The following is an 18,851-nucleotide window of genomic DNA, read 5'->3' as shown; positions in this document are numbered from 1 at the left end:
ATATTTTTATCATTATTCATGTAAAATAAAAACAAATCCAGCGTAGGAGAGTGTATGTGTATGAAAAGAAAAAAATGGTTTTTGTCACTAACCGCAATCGGGCTATGTATCATACTTTTTGCGATGTACTTTATATTTGGCAATCCACTAAATTATAAAGTAATAGAAAAAGATACTAGCGATTATCTCCATACTATAAAAAACTATAAGCAAGAAGACATACAAAGCATAACTGGAAAATATACTCCCATTTATAATATCGGCTATTATGCAACAGTAGTATATAAAGACGAACCTTATTTTACATACTCTTATACATACGATAATAATAAAAAAATAATACAAGACGACGGCATTTTAGGAAGACATACTGAGTCATTTGAACATCTTAATTTAAATTGGTCGTTGTTTGACCAGTTAGTAGATGGTATTCATACAAACTTGCAAGGAAGAGGTTTAAGAGAAAAGAAAGATTATTCTATACGCAGCGTTCAATTCATTGATGTAGATGATGATAAAAACTGTGCAGAAGCATACGTTGACTTTAAGAAAGATAAAAAATCAGATTATTCATACCGTATGAACAATGAAGGAAAAGCTTATCAATATAGTTGCAATAACGGTACATGTATTTTTAAAGAGAAATAGTGTTAGAAGATATCCCCCTAACACTATCTCTCTTTATACTTAGGAATACACACAATAAATTCCGTACCACTCCCTTCCTCACTCTCAACTTTTATTTCTCCTTGATGAAGATCGAGTACTTTTTTCACAATCGCTAAACCTAAGCCACTTCCTCCATAAGCACGATTTCGTGAAGAGTCCGCTTTATAAAAACGTTCAAAAATATGTTGTTTCTGTTCTTCAGATATCCCAATTCCCGAATCACGAATACGCACTTCCACTAATGTCTCGTATTCTTTTAACTGGATTGTAATCGTGCCACCACTTGGAGTAAATTTAATACTATTATGAATTAAATTAATCCACACTTGACTCATACTTTCTTGATCGGCAGTTATATGCACTTTTTCTAAATCAAGGTCTAATTCAATTTCTTTTTCATCCCAAAGCGGTTCACTATTTAACACAATTTGCTTCAATTGTTGATCTAATCGATAGTTCACTTTTTCAGGTGTATACTCTTCTGATTCTAAAAGAGTTAGCTTCAGTAAATTTTGACTTAGTTTAGATAATCTCGTCGTTTCCGTTTCAATAATGGTAAGGTAATGCTTTCTTTTTTCCTCTGAAAGATTATCATCTTGTAGCGCTCTAGCAAATCCTTTTATAGAAGTTAATGGTGACTGTATTTCATGAGAAACATTCGATACAAATTCCTGGCGCATTTTTTCCATCGCATTCAGTTCATCTGTCATATCATTTATACTTTTTACGAGCACACCAATTTCTCCATCATATTTCTCTTCATTTCGTATTTTTACGGAAAAGTCTCCTTTTGCAATTTTTTGTATCGGTTCAATAATAGTCCAGATCATTGCCTCTCGTTTTGGTCTCATTAATATCCCAATCAATGTCCAAATAAGAACAATAAATACAAAACCGACCATATCGCTAATTAGAAAGGCCACAAACGACGATACGTTTACTTCAAAAGCATTCAATATACTAGTTGCTACATAAAATGCGATAGACCAAATTATAGTGAGAAAAGTAAAGAGCGCTATTATCGCTCCCGTTACTTTCAATATCTTCAACTTGCTCATTCGTTCTCTTTTTCTCATTTACTTACCTCTAAGCGATACCCTAAACCTCTTATCGTTTTAATACTGAACTTCGACTTCTCTACTTGGAACTTCTCACGTAGCCGATTAATATGAACATCTAGTGTACGTTCATTCCCTTCAAAATCATATCCCCATACATCTTCAATTAATTGCTCTCTCGAACAAGTTCTTCCTGCTTTAGAACCTAAAGTAAAGAGCAATTCGAATTCTTTTAGAGGTAACGTAACTGTTTGTTCTCCAGCTGTAACTTCAAATGTTTTACGATTTAACAGTACATTTCCAACTTGAATCGATTGCGATACTGTAATTTGGTAACGTTTCAGTAATGCCTTTACTCTCACTACCAGTTCTATCGGATCAAATGGTTTTACAAGATAATCATCTGTGCCAAGGTGAAATCCTTTTACTTTTTGAGACGTTTCTCCTTTAGCGGTTAGCATCAAAATCGGGATATCATAGTATTTTCTTAATTCAAAACATACATCAAATCCATCCATATTTGGCATCATGATATCAAGAATAACCATATCGACTTTCACTTCGTCTATTTTCTGAAGTGCATCTAGTCCATCAATTGCTTCATATGTTTGAAAGCCTTCCCGCTCTAAAAACACAGAAACAAGTTCTCTAATATGCGGGTCGTCGTCTACTATTAAAATTTTAGGTATCAAAGGAACCATTTCCTTTCTAAATAAAACTTTTAAAAATGAATAATCAGCGGAGTATAAGCCCCACTGATTATTCATTTTATAATGCCCCCTCTTTAATTTTCAATTGTTGTGTTGCAAATTCACGATACATGTCATGTGTGCGTAACAATTCATCATGTGTACCACTTCCTGTAAGGTTCCCTTTTTCTATAAAGATAATTTTATCTGCATCTACAACAGTAGAAAGTCTATGTGCAATAACTAACGTTGTTCTACCTTTCATTAAGTTATTTAATGCCCTTTGAACGACAGACTCGGATTTACTATCTAGACTGGAAGTTGCTTCATCTAACATAAGAATTTGTGGGTTTCGAAGTAACGCTCTAGCAATCGCAATTCGCTGTCTTTGTCCTCCAGAAAGCTTTACACCACGCTCTCCAACTTCTGTTGCATATCCGTTTGGCAAATCTTGAATAAATGCATCAACATATGCCATCGCTGCTACTTTTTCAACTTCTTCATCTGTCACTTCACCCTCAACACCGTAGCAAATATTATCACGAATCGTTCCATCAATTAACGGACTATCTTGTGATACGTAACCGATTTGACGTCGCCATGACTGTAATGAATAATTCTTAATTGAGTCTTTTCCTAATTTAATAACACCGCTAGTTGGCTCATAAAAACGTTCTAATAATGAGAATAACGTCGTTTTCCCGCTACCACTTGGTCCTACAATCGCTGTTACTTTTCCTGATTCAATTGTGAAATCAATATTCTTTAAAACTTGCTCTTCTTCGTTATACTCGAAATGTACATTTTCAAGAACGATTGGCTGCTTAGCATTTGTGACTTTCACACCAGTTTCATGATCTTCTACTTCATATTCTAAAATTGTATTAATTCTTTCCGTTGCACCAATTGCCTTTTGGAATTGTGTAAAGAACATAGATAATTGACTCATCGGCATTATAATTTGAACTAAATATAAAATAAATGCTACTAGTTCTCCTGTTGTTAATGCACCGCTAGAAACTCGCATTCCACCATATCCTACGATAATAACAAGTAATGCCATTAAAACAAACGACATAACTGGTGAAATTAACGCTTGCACTTTTCCCTCTTTCAAACCAAATCGTAATAGCTTTTCAATACCTTTATTTCCAGTTTCATATTCCTTTTTTTCTGTGTTCGAAGATTTCACTAAACGAATTTCTGATAACACTTGTGTTAATACACTAGTAAAAGATGCTGTTTCATCTTGAAGTGCTTTTGAAATCTTATACATTTTTCGTCCAAGTGGAACTAAAATGAGTACTGATAACGGAATAACCGTTAAAAGTAAAAGTGTCATTTTCCAATCTAAAACAAATAATACAATTAATGATCCAACAATTGAAATACCGCCTGTTAATAAATTTGACAAATGCTCAGAAATTAACGTTTTCACAACTCCTGTATCATTTGTCATACGGCTAATTGTATCGCCTGTTCTATTTTGATCATAATAAGTTACCGGTAAAATAAGCACCTTTTTCCACAAACGTTCTCTCAGTCCAGCTACAATCTTCTGTCCTATATAATTTAGTAAATATATAGACAATCCCGCGGCTATAGTTTGCATAATAAAGAATGCAATTAGCCCAACAATTTGTCCTGTACTAATTGACGAAAGTGAAAAATTATCTACTAAGCCCTTCGTTAACATCGGTATAAATAAACTTGCTCCAGTAGAAAGTAAACTCATTAATAACGCAAAAGCAAGAATCCCCTTTGGAGGATTTGTATCTTGAATAAGGCGTAAAAACTGCCTCCAGCTCCCTTTTTTCTCCATCTCATTTCTAACTTCCATTTTTGTTCATCTCCTCGTGTTCACCCAAACTGTTCTTTCTAAAAGTAGAATACAATACAAATGTAAACTGAATGTAAACACCCTTTTTCTGTTTTTACAAAATATACATACAAACGCATCTTTACAACATATATAAACATCTGATATTATTACCTGGTACTTAATATTATTCTATGTGAATTATAGATAACTAATTTACAATACTGTATAAATCTCCCGTTATTGAAAGGAGTATCCTTTTTGCAAACAAATATACATTCCGAAAAGGAAACAATCATTTTTATTCATGGATTAGTCGGCAATCGTCGTGCCTTTAAAAAAGAGCATAAGCGATTTTCCGCCTCTTACAACATTATTACTTATGACTTATTAGGTCACGGCGACGATAAAGGAGAAGCTATCGAATTTTCATTACAGCGCCTCGTAGATCAACTATTGAAATTATATGAAAAAGAAGGTATTACAAAAGCTCATATTTGCGCTCTAAGTTATGGCTGTTATATCTCTACAATTTTTGCACAAATGCACCCAGAAAAAGTATTAAGCATTTGTCATATTGGTGGACATTATAATAATCCATCCCTTTTATATAACGTATTTCAAAAATTTTGGGAGAAGCGCGGAGACGAATACTCTAAATGGCTCTCTCAATATGCAAATACCATTTTTCCAAGTGGCATACTAAAGGCAAATCCGTTCGCAGTCATTTCAAGAAATATTTATTACCGTTTCGGATTGCAATTACATTCATCAATTATTTCCCAATCATTACGGCATCGTTTAGAATTCGATTTAAAATCTAAATTAAAATCACTTCCCCACCCTATATTATGGGTAATGGGTGAACATGATCATCTCTATAAATCTTGTCTTTTTGATTTAAAGTCCATTCTTCCTAACGTTTTATATAAAGAAATACCGTTAGCAGGACATGCAGCAAACTTATTTCGTCCCAACTACTTTCATGACCTATACGCTCGATTTTTAACTGGGAAGTTACAGTAAAAACTACTACATTCCCAATTTACTCAACTATAAAAAGGCTTCCCAAGTTTCCCTGGAAAGCCTTTTCTCTATACGAAAAGTATATAAACTACTTTTTCTTAGTATGCTTTTGTGTAACCTAACATGTGCTTGCTCCAGTAAGAGTTACTTACAGAACTAATACGTACACCAGTTGCATCAGTTTCTGCACTAATGAACTGACCGTTTCCTAAGTAAACGCCCATGTGAGAAGGACCTGATTTATAAGTATTTTGGAAGTATACTAAATCACCTGGTTGTGGATTGCTAGTTTTTGTTTTAGAGCTCCAGTATCCTGCAACTGTTTGACGAGCGCCTTTATGGCCAGTTTGATTTAATACGTAGTGAATGAATCCACTGCAGTCAAAACCAGCAGGTGTTGTACCAGCAGTTCTGTATGGTGAACCATTTAAAGATCTAGCGAATCCAGCGATTGAAGATGTATCTCCACCTGTTGTTGGTTTTTGTACGTCTTTACCTGGTTGTTGAACGTTATTTGTAACGTTATTGTTATTGTTATTTGTAACGTTGTTTACTCCGCCTTTTACAAACTTAACGAAGTCTGCACTTACGTAACCTGTACGGCCGTTATGGTTAATTTTGTACCAACCATTTTCAGCGCCAGTAACGTTTAATACTTTACCTTGTGTTACGCCACCGATTACAGCATTGTATGTAGCTGGGCCTGTACGTACTTTTAAAGCACCAGTGTTAACAACATAAGAACCACCAGTTTGAACTGTAGTAGTATTGTTGTTTGTAGTTGGTTGTTTTGTTTCGTTAGATACAGCAGAACCACCTTTTGTTACGAAGTCTTTGCTTACGTATCCAGTTCCACCATTGAAGTTGATTTTAAACCAATCTTGTACTTCTCCAACAACTTGTACTGTTTTACCTTTATTTACAGAGCCTAATACTGTATGAGATGTACTTGGGCCTGTACGTACGTTTAGTGAAGAAACGTTTACTGTGTAAGTACCAGTTCCTTGTTGAACAGTAGTTCCTGTTTTACCACCAGTCGTTACGAAGTCACCACTTACATAACCAGTTTGACCGTTTACAGTTACTTTGAACCAACCGTTTTCTTGTCCAATTACTTGTAGTACTTGACCTGATTTCACTTTAGAAATAACGTTATGTCCTGTACCAGCACCTGAACGTACATTTAATACATCAGCTGTTACCGTGTATTTTAATTCAGAAGTTGTTTCTACCTTTTTTGTTTCAGTTACAGTCGTTTGAGTTTGAGTTTGTCCATTAATTTCTTTTAACGCCTCATTTGAAACTTGTGCTTGAGCAGAATCCATACCTGGAACTGCAACACCTACTACTGAAGCTGCTGCTAAACCTGCAATTACTTTTTTCATAAGTTGTCTTTACTTCCTTTCCCTACTATCCTCTTTAAAAAACTTATAAACTTAATACTTTACAATATTATTAAAGTAAAATATTCATTAAGTTCCATTTTTTAACAAGAGTTTTATTTTTCACACAGAGTTCATTTTAAATGAATGAAGTGAATTCCGTGTGAACTTCATGTGAACTTTACCATTAAACTTATTATTTTTGCAATGCTTTTTTCAATTCTCTTATGTATTTCATTGAAAATTCGACATTTCATTCATTATCTTAATATACATTGTCTATCCACTTTGAAAAACCCTATTCATCTAATCCAATGCAAAGAATGTATTTCCTAGTAAAGCTCCTCCCATGAAGCATACTCTTATCATGACAAAAAATACTTTTTTTATCAATAGTATAATATTTTTAGAAAACTATTTTTGATACTATCTATCACTTATAAAAGATTTGACGATTTGTAAGATTTAACTTCAAAAATTCTGTTCTAATTTGGCGAAAACACACACACCACTACCTACTTTTCACTAACTATGGAATTTATAGGATATTTATATTATCATATATATAGTGGTATTTTAACCAATACAAATTTTATTTACCCTACACTGAAACCTATCGAACTTTTACAGGGCGGTACATTGAATTTTAAGATGGAAGTCTTATTGCCTGCAAATATTGGGATTAAAGAAGGAGGTATATTTATGAAAAACATAATAGATGATCCTATAAATAAAAATATAGAATTATACTATGCTTTTTTTCAATTCGTTTCAATTATTACCTTACAAAAAATATCAACTATTGAAACACGTAAAAACGAATTAAAAGATCAGATGAAAAATTCCTATCAAAAAAACCCTTATTACTTATAAAAGGTGAACAGGTTGTATCCCTGTTCACCTTTTATCTCGCATTATTTATAAATTTTCACACGATTTTCTAAAGGTTGGTATTCTTTTTCACCTGCAGTTACCACCGGTTTACCAAACGGCATTTGCGCAGTAAGTTTCCAGCTTTCTGGAACTTCCCATTCTTTTCTCACTTCTTCATCAATTAATGGATTGTAATGCTGCAATGTAGCACCAAATCCTTCAATTTCTAAAGCTGTCCAAATTGCAAATTGTAACATTCCTGAGGATTGCTGTGACCACGTTGGGAAATTCTCTTTGTATAATGCAAAGTTTTCTTGCAGTTCTTCCACTACTTGACTGTCTTCAAAGTATAAAACCGTTCCATAACCACTTTTAAATGCATTCATTTTTTCTTCAGTAGATGCAAAGTTATTTTCAGGTACAATTTTTCGTAACGTTTCTTTCGTAATATCCCATAACTTATCATGTTGTTCTCCTAGCAAGACGACAACGCGGGCACTCTGAGAGTTAAAAGCTGAAGGTGTATGTTTTACAGCATGATAAATCACTTCTTGAATTTTTTCATCAGAAACTACTTGCTCTTTACTAATCGCATAAATAGATCTTCTGTCTTCAATTGCTGTGTAAAAATCTTTTGCCATCATAATTCCCTCCAATTTTCATTTGAGGCTTTTTCATATGTATACATCATGTTCCGCCTCTTAAAACTTATCATTAATAAGCTTCTAACTTTATACTATCAACAAACAATAATAAACTCAAATAATAACACTCACATTTTTTACCTTTTTACTTCCTAATACTAACAATAAAAAGGCAATTTATTGTTACCGATAATAAGTAACAACAAATTGCCTTGCTTATATGATGATCCAACTCAGTATTTCACTTAATTAACTAAGCCAAATGCATAAGACATTAGCTTGTTCGTCTCTGCAAAACGATTCGTTTTACCTTTCGTTCCCATTACAACAGTAATAATACGAGTATCACCTTGTTTTGCTGTACCCGTAAAACAATACCCCGCGCTATCTGTAAATCCTGTTTTTAATCCGTCTATTCCTTCTATATATATAGCTTTATTATTTTTGTTTAACATATCATTTGTACTTACAACATTAATATTATTAAATGCTAACTGACTTTGACGTAAGTGAGTCACTTCTAATATTTCTGGATAGTCTTTTATTAGATGATACGCCAAGTTTGCTACATCAGCAGCCGTCATCTTCGTCTCACTTCCATCAGGTTCTTGTAGTCCTGATGCATTTGCGAATTTAGCATAATTCGACATTTTTAACTCCTTCGCTTTTGCATTCATAAGCTGAACGAAATCTTTCTCCGTCTTAGCCATATGTTCTGCTAAAGCCACAGCCGAATTATTTGCCGATTCAATCATTAATGCATGGTACAAATCTTTAACAGTCAATGTGTCATTCACTTGGACTGGGATTCTCGCACCCTCTGTTTGTGCCGCTTTCGCACTCATTTTCACCGGATCTTCCCAGCGAACTTTTCCATTATGTACATTTTCTAATAGAAGATACGCTGTCATCATCTTAGACATGCTTGCTGGCGCAAAAGCTTCTTTTTCATTATGTTGATAAATAACATCTCCATTACTCGCATCAATAATCATAGCTGCTTTTGCATCAATTTCCGGTGGTATGTACTTTGGTGGCACTACTTTTTCAGCTAATCCTGTTTTAGATAGTTCTGCCACCTGTAAAGGTTGTCCCTCTATATTTGTTGCACTCTTTTGAGTTCCTTGGAATAAGAACCAACATATCCCTAAAATAATGAATACTAGGATCGTCAGCCTTCCCCATTTTAACCGCTTCATTTCAAAACTCCTTTAGCAAACCTTTTATACACTCACGTTTAACCATAACAATAATTACTTTATATCGTCAAGGTAAAAAGCATATTTATTCATCTAATACATTTATGTTACAATTAAAATACCGAAATATAAGAATATTCAATGTTACATTGTCGTAATTTAACTACTTAATAGAAAGGATTCTTACGATGCTACTTCCAAAATCATTAAAATACGGAGACACAATCGGCATTTATTCGCCCTCTTCACCAGCAACCTACACTTCTCCAAAAAGATTTGAACGAGCGAAATCTTACTTACAACAGAAAGGATTTCACATATTAGAAGGTTCACTAACAGGTCGATATGATTATTATCGTTCTGGCAGTATACAAGAGCGTGCTGAGGAACTGAATGCTTTAATAAGAAACCCTAATGTACCTTGTATTATGTCAACAATTGGCGGTATGAATTCCAATTCCTTATTACCTTATATTGATTATGATGCTTTTCAAAATAACCCTAAAATAATGATTGGCTATTCAGATGCAACAGCTTTATTGCTAGGGATTTATGCCAAAACAGGAATCCCTACATTTTACGGTCCGGCACTCGTCCCCTCCTTTGGAGAATTTGAGCCGTTTGTAGATTATACATACAAATATTTTTTAGAAACATTACTACATGATCAGATGCTTCCTTACAACATAAAACAACCTTTATTTTGGTCAGATGAATTTATGAATTGGGAAGAGAAGACGATAGAAAAAGAACTTAGACCAAACAATTGGATTTCTGTAACAAATGGACAAGCTACTGGACGTATTATTGGAGGGAACTTAAATACAATAGAAGGAATTTGGGGTAGTCCTTATATGCCATGTATTCAAAATGGGGATATTTTATTTATTGAGGATAGTTCAAAAGATGCAGCTACTATTGAAAGAAGCTTTTCATTACTTAAAGTTAACGGCGTATTTGATAAAGTTTCAGGCATTATTCTTGGAAAACATGAGCAGTTTGATGATTGTGGTACAAATCGCAAACCTTATGAAATATTATTAGAAGTACTGCAAAATCAAAGAATTCCTTTATTAGCTGACTTTGATTGTTGTCATACCCATCCGATGATCACTATGCCGATAGGTGCTCAAGTGAACATGGATGCAACTAATAAAACAATACATATTTTAGAACAATGGAAGATATAAAAAAACACTTATATTATAGGAAGAAAATATTATAAACTTTTCCATTAGAAAACATAAAAAAGCTCCGTTCATCACAAAACGGAGCTTTTTATTATTGTCCTAAATTTTGAACCTTCTCTTTCAAATCACGAACTTGATCAATCGTCTGCATAAGCTCAGAGTTTTTAAATTGCTCTACATCCACTTTTCCTTCTTCTATCTTCGTCATTGCCGTATCAATTAATGTATTTAACTTTTCGTTATATCCGACGATTTGCTGATGAAGATCCTTTGCTACATCAGGTGGTGTTAATTCATTGAAAGCGGGTATATCTTGTTTAATTTCACTAAGCTTCGTTTCTAACTCTTTTCGAGCTTCGCTATCATTAACAGCCTTTTCAGCTAATGCTGGTGCATCATTTGCAAATGCACTTATTTCATTTACATAGTCTGTCGCTTTTTGAGCATAATCTATGGAGTTCTTTCCTTCCTCTACTAGTGAACATCCCATTAAACCAATTGAAACTATAAACACTAATAAAATTGATTTGATTTTCATTTTAGACTCCCTTCGCCTTTATAATTGTCTGCAATTTTCTCTATGCATAACTTCTAGCTAAATTACTTATAACCTTTTTCAAATAGCTATTTACCCTCTTACATGCCCTATTATCGTTACAACATCTATTTCTATATGTACGCTAATAATATCTTCAATTATATCCATATATCCTTGTCCTATAGCTGTTCCATAGTGTAATGTAAGCCCCTTCTTTTCATACACTGACTTTGGCACCGAAAAAATAAACCTCCTCAAGTTACTTTCATCAGCTGGTTCCATAATTAAAACAATCCCATCCTCATCAAACATATACGCTCGCCCTCCAACTTTACATTCACTATGGCTCAGTATTGCCTTTGTCAGCTAAATTTAAAACATAATAAGTTAAGATACAACTTTGCTGTATCATAAAAATAAAAAACATTAATTCTTTTTTGTTAAGAATTAATGCTTTTTAAAAAATCATTTTCTGACTCTAGCATCTTTTTTTGACGAGGTTTTATTTTTCTTACGGGAACTCCAGCATAAATATACCAATCATCTAAACTCTCTTTTACCATACTCATCGCACCAACTGCTGTGCCTTCTCCTACAGTTACATTTGGAAAAATAATAGAATCCGCACCAATAATCGCATGTTTTTTTAAAATAACTTTTCCTGTTTTCACATTCCTATATTGATTCGGGACAGTTGGCCCCATTAATGTATTTCCACTGAAATCATCTAGTACTGCATATACGATTGTTTTAGCTGAGATATTTGCAAAGTCATACATTTCAATCCCAACTTCCCCTCCATATAACGCTGTATACGCTGATATATGCGAATAACTTCCAATTGTGATTTTACCACTTAAAATACAAAAATCATCAATTCTTACATTATTACCGACTGATATAACACCTGGATTATATATACTTGCTTTTTTACTAATCAATACATTTTTCCCAACAGATAAAAATCCAATTTTCTTTAGCTCTTCTTGACTATAAAAACTATTCATCTGCCGACACCACCTTCTGTCCTAAACAGATTACAATTTGTTCTACTATTTCTTTCGTCATTCCTTCCCATAAAGGTAAACTTACTATTCGTTTGGCTATTTTATTCGTTTCTATTAAATCTGTAGACTTATAATTTCTAAAAAAAACTTGTTGGTGGCATGATGGTGAAAAGTATAATCTAGCTTCTATTTTCTGTTTTTTCAGTTCTTCTATTACTTGTATGTTGTGAACTTCTTCCGGACAAAGAATAGGCATAAATTGTTGAATAACTGCTTCTGTCTTTTGGAGTTTCCATCCTTTTTTCATTAATCCATTACTTTGTAACAATTGTTTATACCATTCAGAAATACGGGTGCGTTCTTTTAATTTTTGATTCCATTTTTTCATAGTCGCAATCCCAACAGCTGCCGCATATTCAGACATTTTACAATTAAACCCCATCATCGTACATTCACAATTTTTATCAAATCCGAAATTACCCATTCTTTTAATACGTTGTATATCTTCTTCCTTTTTACTATATATGAGCCCTCCTTCACCAATTCCGAACGGCTTTGTTGCATGAAAGCTATATACGATCATACCACTAAAATCCTGACCGTAATGCATACTTCCATTCATTAACCCAAATCCCGGTGCCGCATCTACGACAACCGGAATACCCTTTTTCTCTAATTCTTCATATTTTTCTAAGTCCATCCATGATCCAAAAGTTGCGTACGGGACAACAATCGCAACCTCTTCTTTTAATTCTTCAATCTTATCCCAAAGTACTGTTTTATCCATATACCAATCATCTATTGAAATATCAATAAAATAAGGTTCCAATCCACACCAAATAGCCGCTAATGGAGTCGCAGGGAATGTAAAACTAGGCATGAGGGCATATTTTCCTTTTCTTCTTTTCTTAAGTTGAATAGCAGCCATTAACCCTAACGTTGCGTTTGCCACTGTTGTAACAGCGCCCCTGTTCTGAAAAAATTCCGACATAATTGTTTCTTCAAAACGTTGATTTATAGGTCCATAATTCGTATATATGTGAGATGTATCAATTTCCTTCAATTCGTCCAAATACTCAATTACAGGTACAGTTGAAGCACGCAAAAAAGGAATATTCTCCATATCTATCTATTCCTTCCTATCATTTTCGGACAATATAAAGCGTATCTGTTTCAGATAATCCAAATTTCCTAGCACTTTTCATTCCTTTTCTTTCAGCTATGTTATATAATTCCACCTTAAATCCTGCATTCATTAATCGTTGAATGAATCCCGATTGATTATAAATTCTCACATGATCTTCTTGACCAAAAGCTAATTTTCTCAATTGTGGTGTTACAATTAATTTATTTTCTATAATAGAATCTACATTCATTACGATTGGTACTTGAATAATTCCCCATCCATTTGGCTTTAATACTCTATATAACTCTCGCATTGCTTTGTCATCGTCAAGAACGTGTTCTAATACATGGCTACATAAAATTACATCAAAAGTATTACTATCATATGTAATGCTTGTAACGTCAATTTCCTTCATTAATGGATCCTTTGGTTCTATATCCCCACATACATACGTAATATTTTTATACTCGTTAAACCAATCTCTTAACTTCTCTTCAGGTGCAATATGAAGCATAGTGTATTCTCTACTTAACAAGTCCGTTTCCATTTCAATGTACGCACGATACAACCTTTCACGATCCATTGAACTACAAACTGGGCATATCCCTGTATCTTTATTCCACATCTCAAATTTATATTTCGGAAAATCATAATGTGCTGGCCAAGGTGAAAATTTTTCAAATTGCTGATTGCAATATTGACAATAACAACATTCTTTCTCAAACATATGAGCGACTAGCTTGTTTAACCCTTTTTTTATCTTTTCATTATAAATTTGATCTAGTTCCCCATTTCTTACCGCATCCTTAACTATAAATCCCGCATTTTCTAAACAATAAGATAAACTCTCTTTATAATCACTCTCAGAACTTAAAAATCCACTATTATATGCATCTATAATTAATTCAATCCACTCTTCAATTGTCATTAAAATAAAATGTATTTGTTTTTGATTTTGTCCACTATGTTGTCTAAAATAACTAAGAGGTTCTTGTATATAAACTACTTTTCCTTTCCTCATCATATCTAGCCAAGTTGCAATGTCATTAATAGAAGAATAAGCCTTTCCTTTAAAATACCCAAACTTCCCTTCAAACAAATCTCGATTAAACAGAACAGTTGTCGGTTCACCAACTATATTTTTTAAATTTTTTAATATGTAATTCCCTAATTCTTTTCCTTCAAAAAGTGTAGTTTCTTTCGCAATTTTCATATTCAATGTTGAGGGTGGTAATATCTCTCCATTCTCATCAATCAGTTCACGATATGACGTCACAAATGAAATATTTTCTAACGCCAAAAAGTATTTCATCATTCTCTCGATCTTTTCATGATGAAATAAGTCATCATCTAATAAAAAGTTTATATAATCCCCGTTCGCAAGTTCTATACACTTATTAAAGTTTTCAGCAACTAACGGAGTTTCATTTTTAGCATATGTAATACACTCATATTCACGTAAATACGGTTGAATCATAGCATTAACTTCATTATTTGTACTGTCGTCAGAAATAATAATTTCAATATTTTCATATGTTTGATTCAGTGCGCTATTGAGCGCTAATTCCAAGTAATAAGGTCTATTGTACGCGGGAATAAGTATACTTACTTTTGGTAAAGGAGAATTATTATTTATATGTTGTTTTTTCGTAACTACTCAGCTTCCTCACGGAGGCTTTTTTCATTTACTAGTCTGATATGTACTTTTTGTGTGAATACTAGATATATCATACAAGGAGGTGGTATTTATGTTGAAAAAACAAGAAATTCTAGCTGTCTATCAAAAGGGACCTCAAGCTATTTGCGATTTTGTTCATCAATTAGAAAGTCAAATACAGAATTTAAAAGAGCGTATAGAAGAATTAGAAAATCGTTCAAAAAAAAACTCTACAAATAGTCATAAACCACCCTCTACAGATGGTTTTCGTAAGCCTATTACAAAAAGTTTGCGAAAATCATCCCAGCGTCAAACCGGTGGCCAGTTGGGCCACAAAGGACATACTCTTGGTTTGACAGCGACTCCAGACCATACAATTACATATTCTCCTACCTATTGTACTTGTTGCTATACTTCTTTAGACCATGAGCCTGTAAAAGGATACCGCATTCGCCAAGTGTATGATTTACCACCTATCCAGATAGAAGTGACGGAACATAAAGTGGAACAAAAAGAATGCCCACATTGCCATTCTATTCAAGAATCCCAGTTTCCTTCTACTGTCTCTCGTCCTGTTCAATATGGTCCAAATATAAAAAGACTAATCCCCTATTTAACGCATTATCAGTGTCTTTCTTTAAAAAGAACAAAAGAATTCTTTCAAGATTGTTTTGGACATTCTATCAGTGAAGGAACGTTAGTCAATCATACAAACAGTTTTTCGGCTCAATTGCAGCCTTTTCTCCAAGAAGTAAAAGACCAGATCCTTCAGTCTTCTGTTGTCCATTTTGATGAAACCGGTATGCGTGTAGAAAATAAAACACAATGGTTACATACTGCCAGTACACCGGAGGTGACATTGCAACATATTCATCAAAAACGCGGAAAAGAAGCAATGGATGCTGGAGAAATCTTGCCGTCTTTTTCTGGAATCGCGATGCATGATGGTTGGAAATCATATGATGCGTATACAGATTGTCGTCACGTATTATGTAATGCCCACCTCTTACGAGATTTACAAGGAATTATAGATAGTACCGGAGAAAAATGGGCACAACAGATGCAGGAGTTTTTAACGCAAGCCTTAACGCTAAAAAAACAATACAAAGGACTCCTGCCAAAAGCAGAGCAAGAGAATCTGTCGACTGCCTATCAAGCTATATTAAAAGAAAAACAAGTATTTTCTTCAGAACCAAAAAAGAAAGGAAAACAGACGCCTGCTCAAAATTTATGGAATCGCTTCGTCAAATATGCTGACAGAATTCTAGCATTTTTAGAACATCCAGACATTCCATTTGATAACAATCAAGCAGAACGGGATATTCGAATGACGAAAGTCAAACAGAAAGTGTCTGGAACGTTTCGAAGTAAGAAAGGCGCAGAATCTTTTTGTCAGATACGAAGCTTTATAAGCACCATGAAAAAACAAAAACAATCTGTCTTACAAGCGATAGGTCAGGTTATAGAAACCGGAACGGTTCCTTGGAATTGCACGATTTCATAAGAGAAATTCTCGATTCGATCTAGATTCTTTCTCTTATGGGCATATTTTTTTTCATGTTTTCGAATTGGAAACATGTATTTAGCATGCTTTTTTGTCTGAGGAAGCTGAGTAGTTACGTTTTTTCTTTTCTATTTTTATTTTCTTTCTCCTAATTTTTTGATAATAGTCTAATGTATACAATATCGATGATGGAACTATCCTTCTTGCATAATCAAGAAAATTAGTTATCGCTTTGTCTAACTCTTTTTCGTTGGATAAGAAACCATATTTTTTTCCTGCTATAATACTATGTGAAAAATCTTCTAACCCATCCATCATTTTATTAGATTCATTTAACTGTTGATCTGGATGTAATCGAAAGTAACTAAGTGTCTCTGCTATATATACTGCTTTTCCTTTACTTAATAAAGATAACCATGAAGCTATATCTACGTTACATAGATACCGCCTCTTATCAAAAATCCCATACGGTTCTTGTAAATCATTTTTACGAAATAAAACTGTTGTCGGTTCTCCAATATAATTTTTTTGATCCACAATTACCCTATTTGCTAATTCTGTTCCCTCTATAATCGTATCCTCTTCAAATAAACGGACAGTTGAATAAATATGTCGTAGTTCTTTCCCTTTATCATCAATTACTTGGCGATGAGATGTTACAAGCTTAATTTCATTATCTAGATCATTCAAAAAATACTTCATCATTTTTTCAATTTTATTCACGTGAAATATATCATCATCCATTAAAAAGTTTACATACTCACCGTTCGTTTCATTAAATAACATTAGCGCATTTTCAAATTGTCCGAGAGTTGACCTGTTTTTTATATAAATAATATTTGAATGATTACATAAGTATTTTTGTAACACCTTTTCTGTTTCGTCATTCGTACTATCATCTCCAACTATAATTTCTATATTAGGATACGTTTGTTCTAACACACTACATAATGCCTTTTCAAAGTAGCGAGGTCGATTATACGTAGGAATTAACACACTTACCAACGGAAGTTGATCTACCACCTCTACAGTTCTTTCAATACGAGTTCTCATTTTACTCTCTCACCTCTTCGCATATTATTTGTATACGCGATGCAAAAATCACATTACTTTAACTGTATGGAGCCTATATACTTTTATGCAAATATGAATCGAAATATCATACTTTTCGTTCCTGAATAAACATATTTAATAACGCGGACATTTTATTTGCACCTTTTTTATTCATATGATCACTATCATAAAAATCTTCATCATAAAATAATGGTGAATCAAATAGATCTATGATTTGAAAAGAATATTGTGCTTGAAAATCATTTATAACTTTATAAAAATCTTCTTTTAATTTCTTACTACTACAATTGAAATAATGTGAAGTAACAGGGAAGACAACAATTAGTGGCTTTATATCATTTTTTAACAGTAATTCTAAATATGTTTTAAAAATCGTTTTATTTTCAACTAAAGTATGAGGATACGACAATTTAGCATGTGAAGCTGCTCTCATTTTCCCATGTTCTTCAAAAGGAATATGAAGGGGAGTGGTATTCCATTCAGTATTTATCCAAGGTAGTATCAATGATTCATCTTTTAGTTCGTCTAATAAAATATATTCAAAATGCAAATTAAAAATAGAAAAAAGTGGTTTCGGACTATCTAGATGTGAGAATCCATCAGTGGGTAGAGGAGAATGAACTACAGTATGATGACCGTCTTGAAACAATGGATAATATACTTTGTGAATTCTATATGCTTCAGATGATAACGACATGTCAAAGTAAAAAGAGAAATAGGCTATTCCTATCAAACAATATTGAAATGAATGATCGTTTGATAGAAGTTGTGACGCTATTAAATAATCATAGTATAGATCTTGCGATGGAAGTGTTAATTTTATTGACTTTTTTGAGAGGAGCTCCGCACTTATGCCACAATGCGGATAAGACAAACCGGTAGCAAACAATTCATATGTGGGATCACTCTTTACTTTTTTCATAGACATGTATAAAAACATAAGATCCGGATTTATTTGATATATAGAAATTAATTTATTCCTCCATTCATACATGTATTTTGTTAAATTAATAATTTTTTTACTTTGCACGCCCTTGTTTATCAATTCATTTGTAAGTTTTTCTGCGTCCACTCTCCAAATGACTATATATTGAAAAGAATTTTCTATACGAACAATAGTTGAAACGTCTACAACATGAACTATTGTTTTACATTTATTTTTGTCTAATGCATTTTGAATCCTTGCTCCTGATACTTCATCACTTAAAACAATAATTTTATACTGCTCCTTCATGTATATCCCCCTCCATTATATGTATAATATGAAATTCATTTTTCATTCATAATGATCATATACATCTGCAATCCAACATTAAAAAAGAATAGAATATTCATTTCAAAACAAAAATAGCTCCACCATTTGGCGTAGCTATTTTTACAATTATTACTTATTCAA

At 33.2% G+C, this 18,851-nt stretch carries 16 protein-coding genes and 2 pseudogenes; 5 read left to right on the top strand and 13 right to left on the bottom strand.

The annotated features are described in order from the left end of the window. Positions 1-54: 54 nt before the first annotated feature. On the top strand, positions 55-648 hold the full coding sequence (locus QCI41_RS28310) for a DUF3139 domain-containing protein (RefSeq protein ID WP_353836072.1): 594 nt from the start codon (positions 55-57) through the stop codon (positions 646-648). Between the two features lie 23 nt (positions 649-671). On the opposite strand, the gene hitS is transcribed toward QCI41_RS28310, so the two are convergent. The 3 genes from hitS to QCI41_RS28295 all read right to left on the bottom strand — a co-directional run bounded on the left by hitS (position 672) and on the right by QCI41_RS28295 (position 4,256). Beyond that, positions 672-1,745, bottom strand: a complete 1,074-nt coding sequence (gene hitS, locus QCI41_RS28305; RefSeq protein ID WP_353836073.1) for an envelope stress sensor histidine kinase HitS — start codon at positions 1,743-1,745, stop codon at positions 672-674. Then, positions 1,742-2,419, bottom strand: a complete 678-nt coding sequence (gene hitR, locus QCI41_RS28300; RefSeq protein ID WP_046959907.1) for an envelope stress response regulator transcription factor HitR — start codon at positions 2,417-2,419, stop codon at positions 1,742-1,744. Before hitR ends, hitS begins: the two co-directional genes overlap by 4 nt. Before the next feature lie 76 nt (positions 2,420-2,495). Next, positions 2,496-4,256, bottom strand: coding sequence for an ABC transporter ATP-binding protein (locus QCI41_RS28295; protein ID WP_353836074.1), 1,761 nt, complete (start codon positions 4,254-4,256; stop codon positions 2,496-2,498). Positions 4,257-4,496: 240 nt separating this feature from the next. On the opposite strand from QCI41_RS28295, the gene QCI41_RS28290 reads away from it, so the two are divergent. After that, on the top strand, positions 4,497-5,261 hold the full coding sequence (locus QCI41_RS28290) for an alpha/beta fold hydrolase (RefSeq protein WP_088082593.1): 765 nt from the start codon (positions 4,497-4,499) through the stop codon (positions 5,259-5,261). Positions 5,262-5,359: 98 nt separating this feature from the next. Here QCI41_RS28290 and entFM read toward each other — a convergent pair whose 3' ends face one another. Next, a complete protein-coding gene (gene entFM, locus QCI41_RS28285) occupies positions 5,360-6,646 on the bottom strand; it encodes an enterotoxin EntFM (RefSeq protein ID WP_088082594.1) in 1,287 nt (428 codons plus the stop codon). A 699-nt stretch (positions 6,647-7,345) separates the two neighbouring features. On the opposite strand from entFM, the gene QCI41_RS28280 reads away from it, so the two are divergent. Further along, positions 7,346-7,516 carry a hypothetical protein gene (locus tag QCI41_RS28280; protein WP_000789341.1) on the top strand — a complete coding sequence of 57 codons (171 nt, stop codon included), beginning with the start codon at positions 7,346-7,348 and terminating at the stop codon, positions 7,514-7,516. Positions 7,517-7,557: 41 nt separating this feature from the next. Here QCI41_RS28280 and QCI41_RS28275 read toward each other — a convergent pair whose 3' ends face one another. Together QCI41_RS28275 and QCI41_RS28270 are read right to left on the bottom strand one after the other, a co-directional pair. Next, positions 7,558-8,160: a nitroreductase family protein gene (locus QCI41_RS28275; RefSeq protein WP_176546474.1), complete on the bottom strand. Its 603-nt coding sequence runs from the start codon at positions 8,158-8,160 to the stop codon at positions 7,558-7,560. Between the two features lie 245 nt (positions 8,161-8,405). Next, complete coding sequence (locus QCI41_RS28270) at positions 8,406-9,359, bottom strand: D-alanyl-D-alanine carboxypeptidase family protein (RefSeq protein ID WP_353836075.1); 954 nt, start codon at positions 9,357-9,359, stop codon at positions 8,406-8,408. Positions 9,360-9,547: 188 nt separating this feature from the next. Between QCI41_RS28270 and QCI41_RS28265 the strand changes: the two genes are divergently transcribed. After that, the gene (locus QCI41_RS28265) at positions 9,548-10,549 is read left to right on the top strand and encodes a S66 family peptidase (protein ID WP_353836076.1); all 1,002 of its coding nucleotides are present in this window, start codon (positions 9,548-9,550) and stop codon (positions 10,547-10,549) included. A 91-nt stretch (positions 10,550-10,640) separates the two neighbouring features. Here QCI41_RS28265 and QCI41_RS28260 read toward each other — a convergent pair whose 3' ends face one another. From QCI41_RS28260 to QCI41_RS28240, 5 genes and pseudogenes are all read right to left on the bottom strand, one after another. Beyond that, complete coding sequence (locus tag QCI41_RS28260; protein ID WP_097916079.1) at positions 10,641-11,087, bottom strand: DUF6376 family protein; 447 nt, start codon at positions 11,085-11,087, stop codon at positions 10,641-10,643. Positions 11,088-11,177: 90 nt separating this feature from the next. Then, positions 11,178-11,399 (bottom strand): hypothetical protein, encoded by a 222-nt coding sequence (locus QCI41_RS28255; protein ID WP_060490036.1) that lies wholly within the window; start codon positions 11,397-11,399, stop codon positions 11,178-11,180. 128 nt (positions 11,400-11,527) lie between these two features. Then, positions 11,528-12,094, bottom strand: coding sequence for an acyltransferase (locus QCI41_RS28250; RefSeq protein WP_060490035.1), 567 nt, complete (start codon positions 12,092-12,094; stop codon positions 11,528-11,530). Continuing rightward, a complete protein-coding gene (locus QCI41_RS28245; protein WP_353836077.1) occupies positions 12,087-13,217 on the bottom strand; it encodes a DegT/DnrJ/EryC1/StrS aminotransferase family protein in 1,131 nt (376 codons plus the stop codon). The genes QCI41_RS28250 and QCI41_RS28245 overlap by 8 nt, the downstream gene beginning before the upstream one ends. Before the next feature lie 19 nt (positions 13,218-13,236). Further along, positions 13,237-14,868 (bottom strand): annotated as a pseudogene (locus QCI41_RS28240) (glycosyltransferase); the annotation flags it as partial. 100 nt (positions 14,869-14,968) lie between these two features. Between QCI41_RS28240 and tnpC the strand changes: the two are divergent. After that, on the top strand, positions 14,969-16,381 hold the full coding sequence (gene tnpC / locus QCI41_RS28235; RefSeq protein WP_353836078.1) for an IS66 family transposase: 1,413 nt from the start codon (positions 14,969-14,971) through the stop codon (positions 16,379-16,381). Positions 16,382-16,477: 96 nt separating this feature from the next. On the opposite strand, the pseudogene QCI41_RS28230 reads toward tnpC, so the two are convergent. Next, a pseudogene (locus tag QCI41_RS28230) lies at positions 16,478-17,434 on the bottom strand (glycosyltransferase family 2 protein); the annotation flags it as partial. A gap of 106 nt (positions 17,435-17,540) precedes the next feature. After that, a complete protein-coding gene (locus QCI41_RS28225; RefSeq protein WP_353836079.1) occupies positions 17,541-18,689 on the bottom strand; it encodes a hypothetical protein in 1,149 nt (382 codons plus the stop codon). Between the last annotated feature and the right edge of the window lie 162 nt (positions 18,690-18,851).

It is taken from the genome of Bacillus cereus group sp. MG4, assembly GCF_040460055.1.
GTDB lineage: Bacteria > Bacillota > Bacilli > Bacillales > Bacillaceae_G > Bacillus_A > Bacillus_A wiedmannii.
The sequence above is the reverse complement of the archived record's forward strand: the minus strand, read 5'-3'. Positions and strand labels throughout refer to the sequence as shown.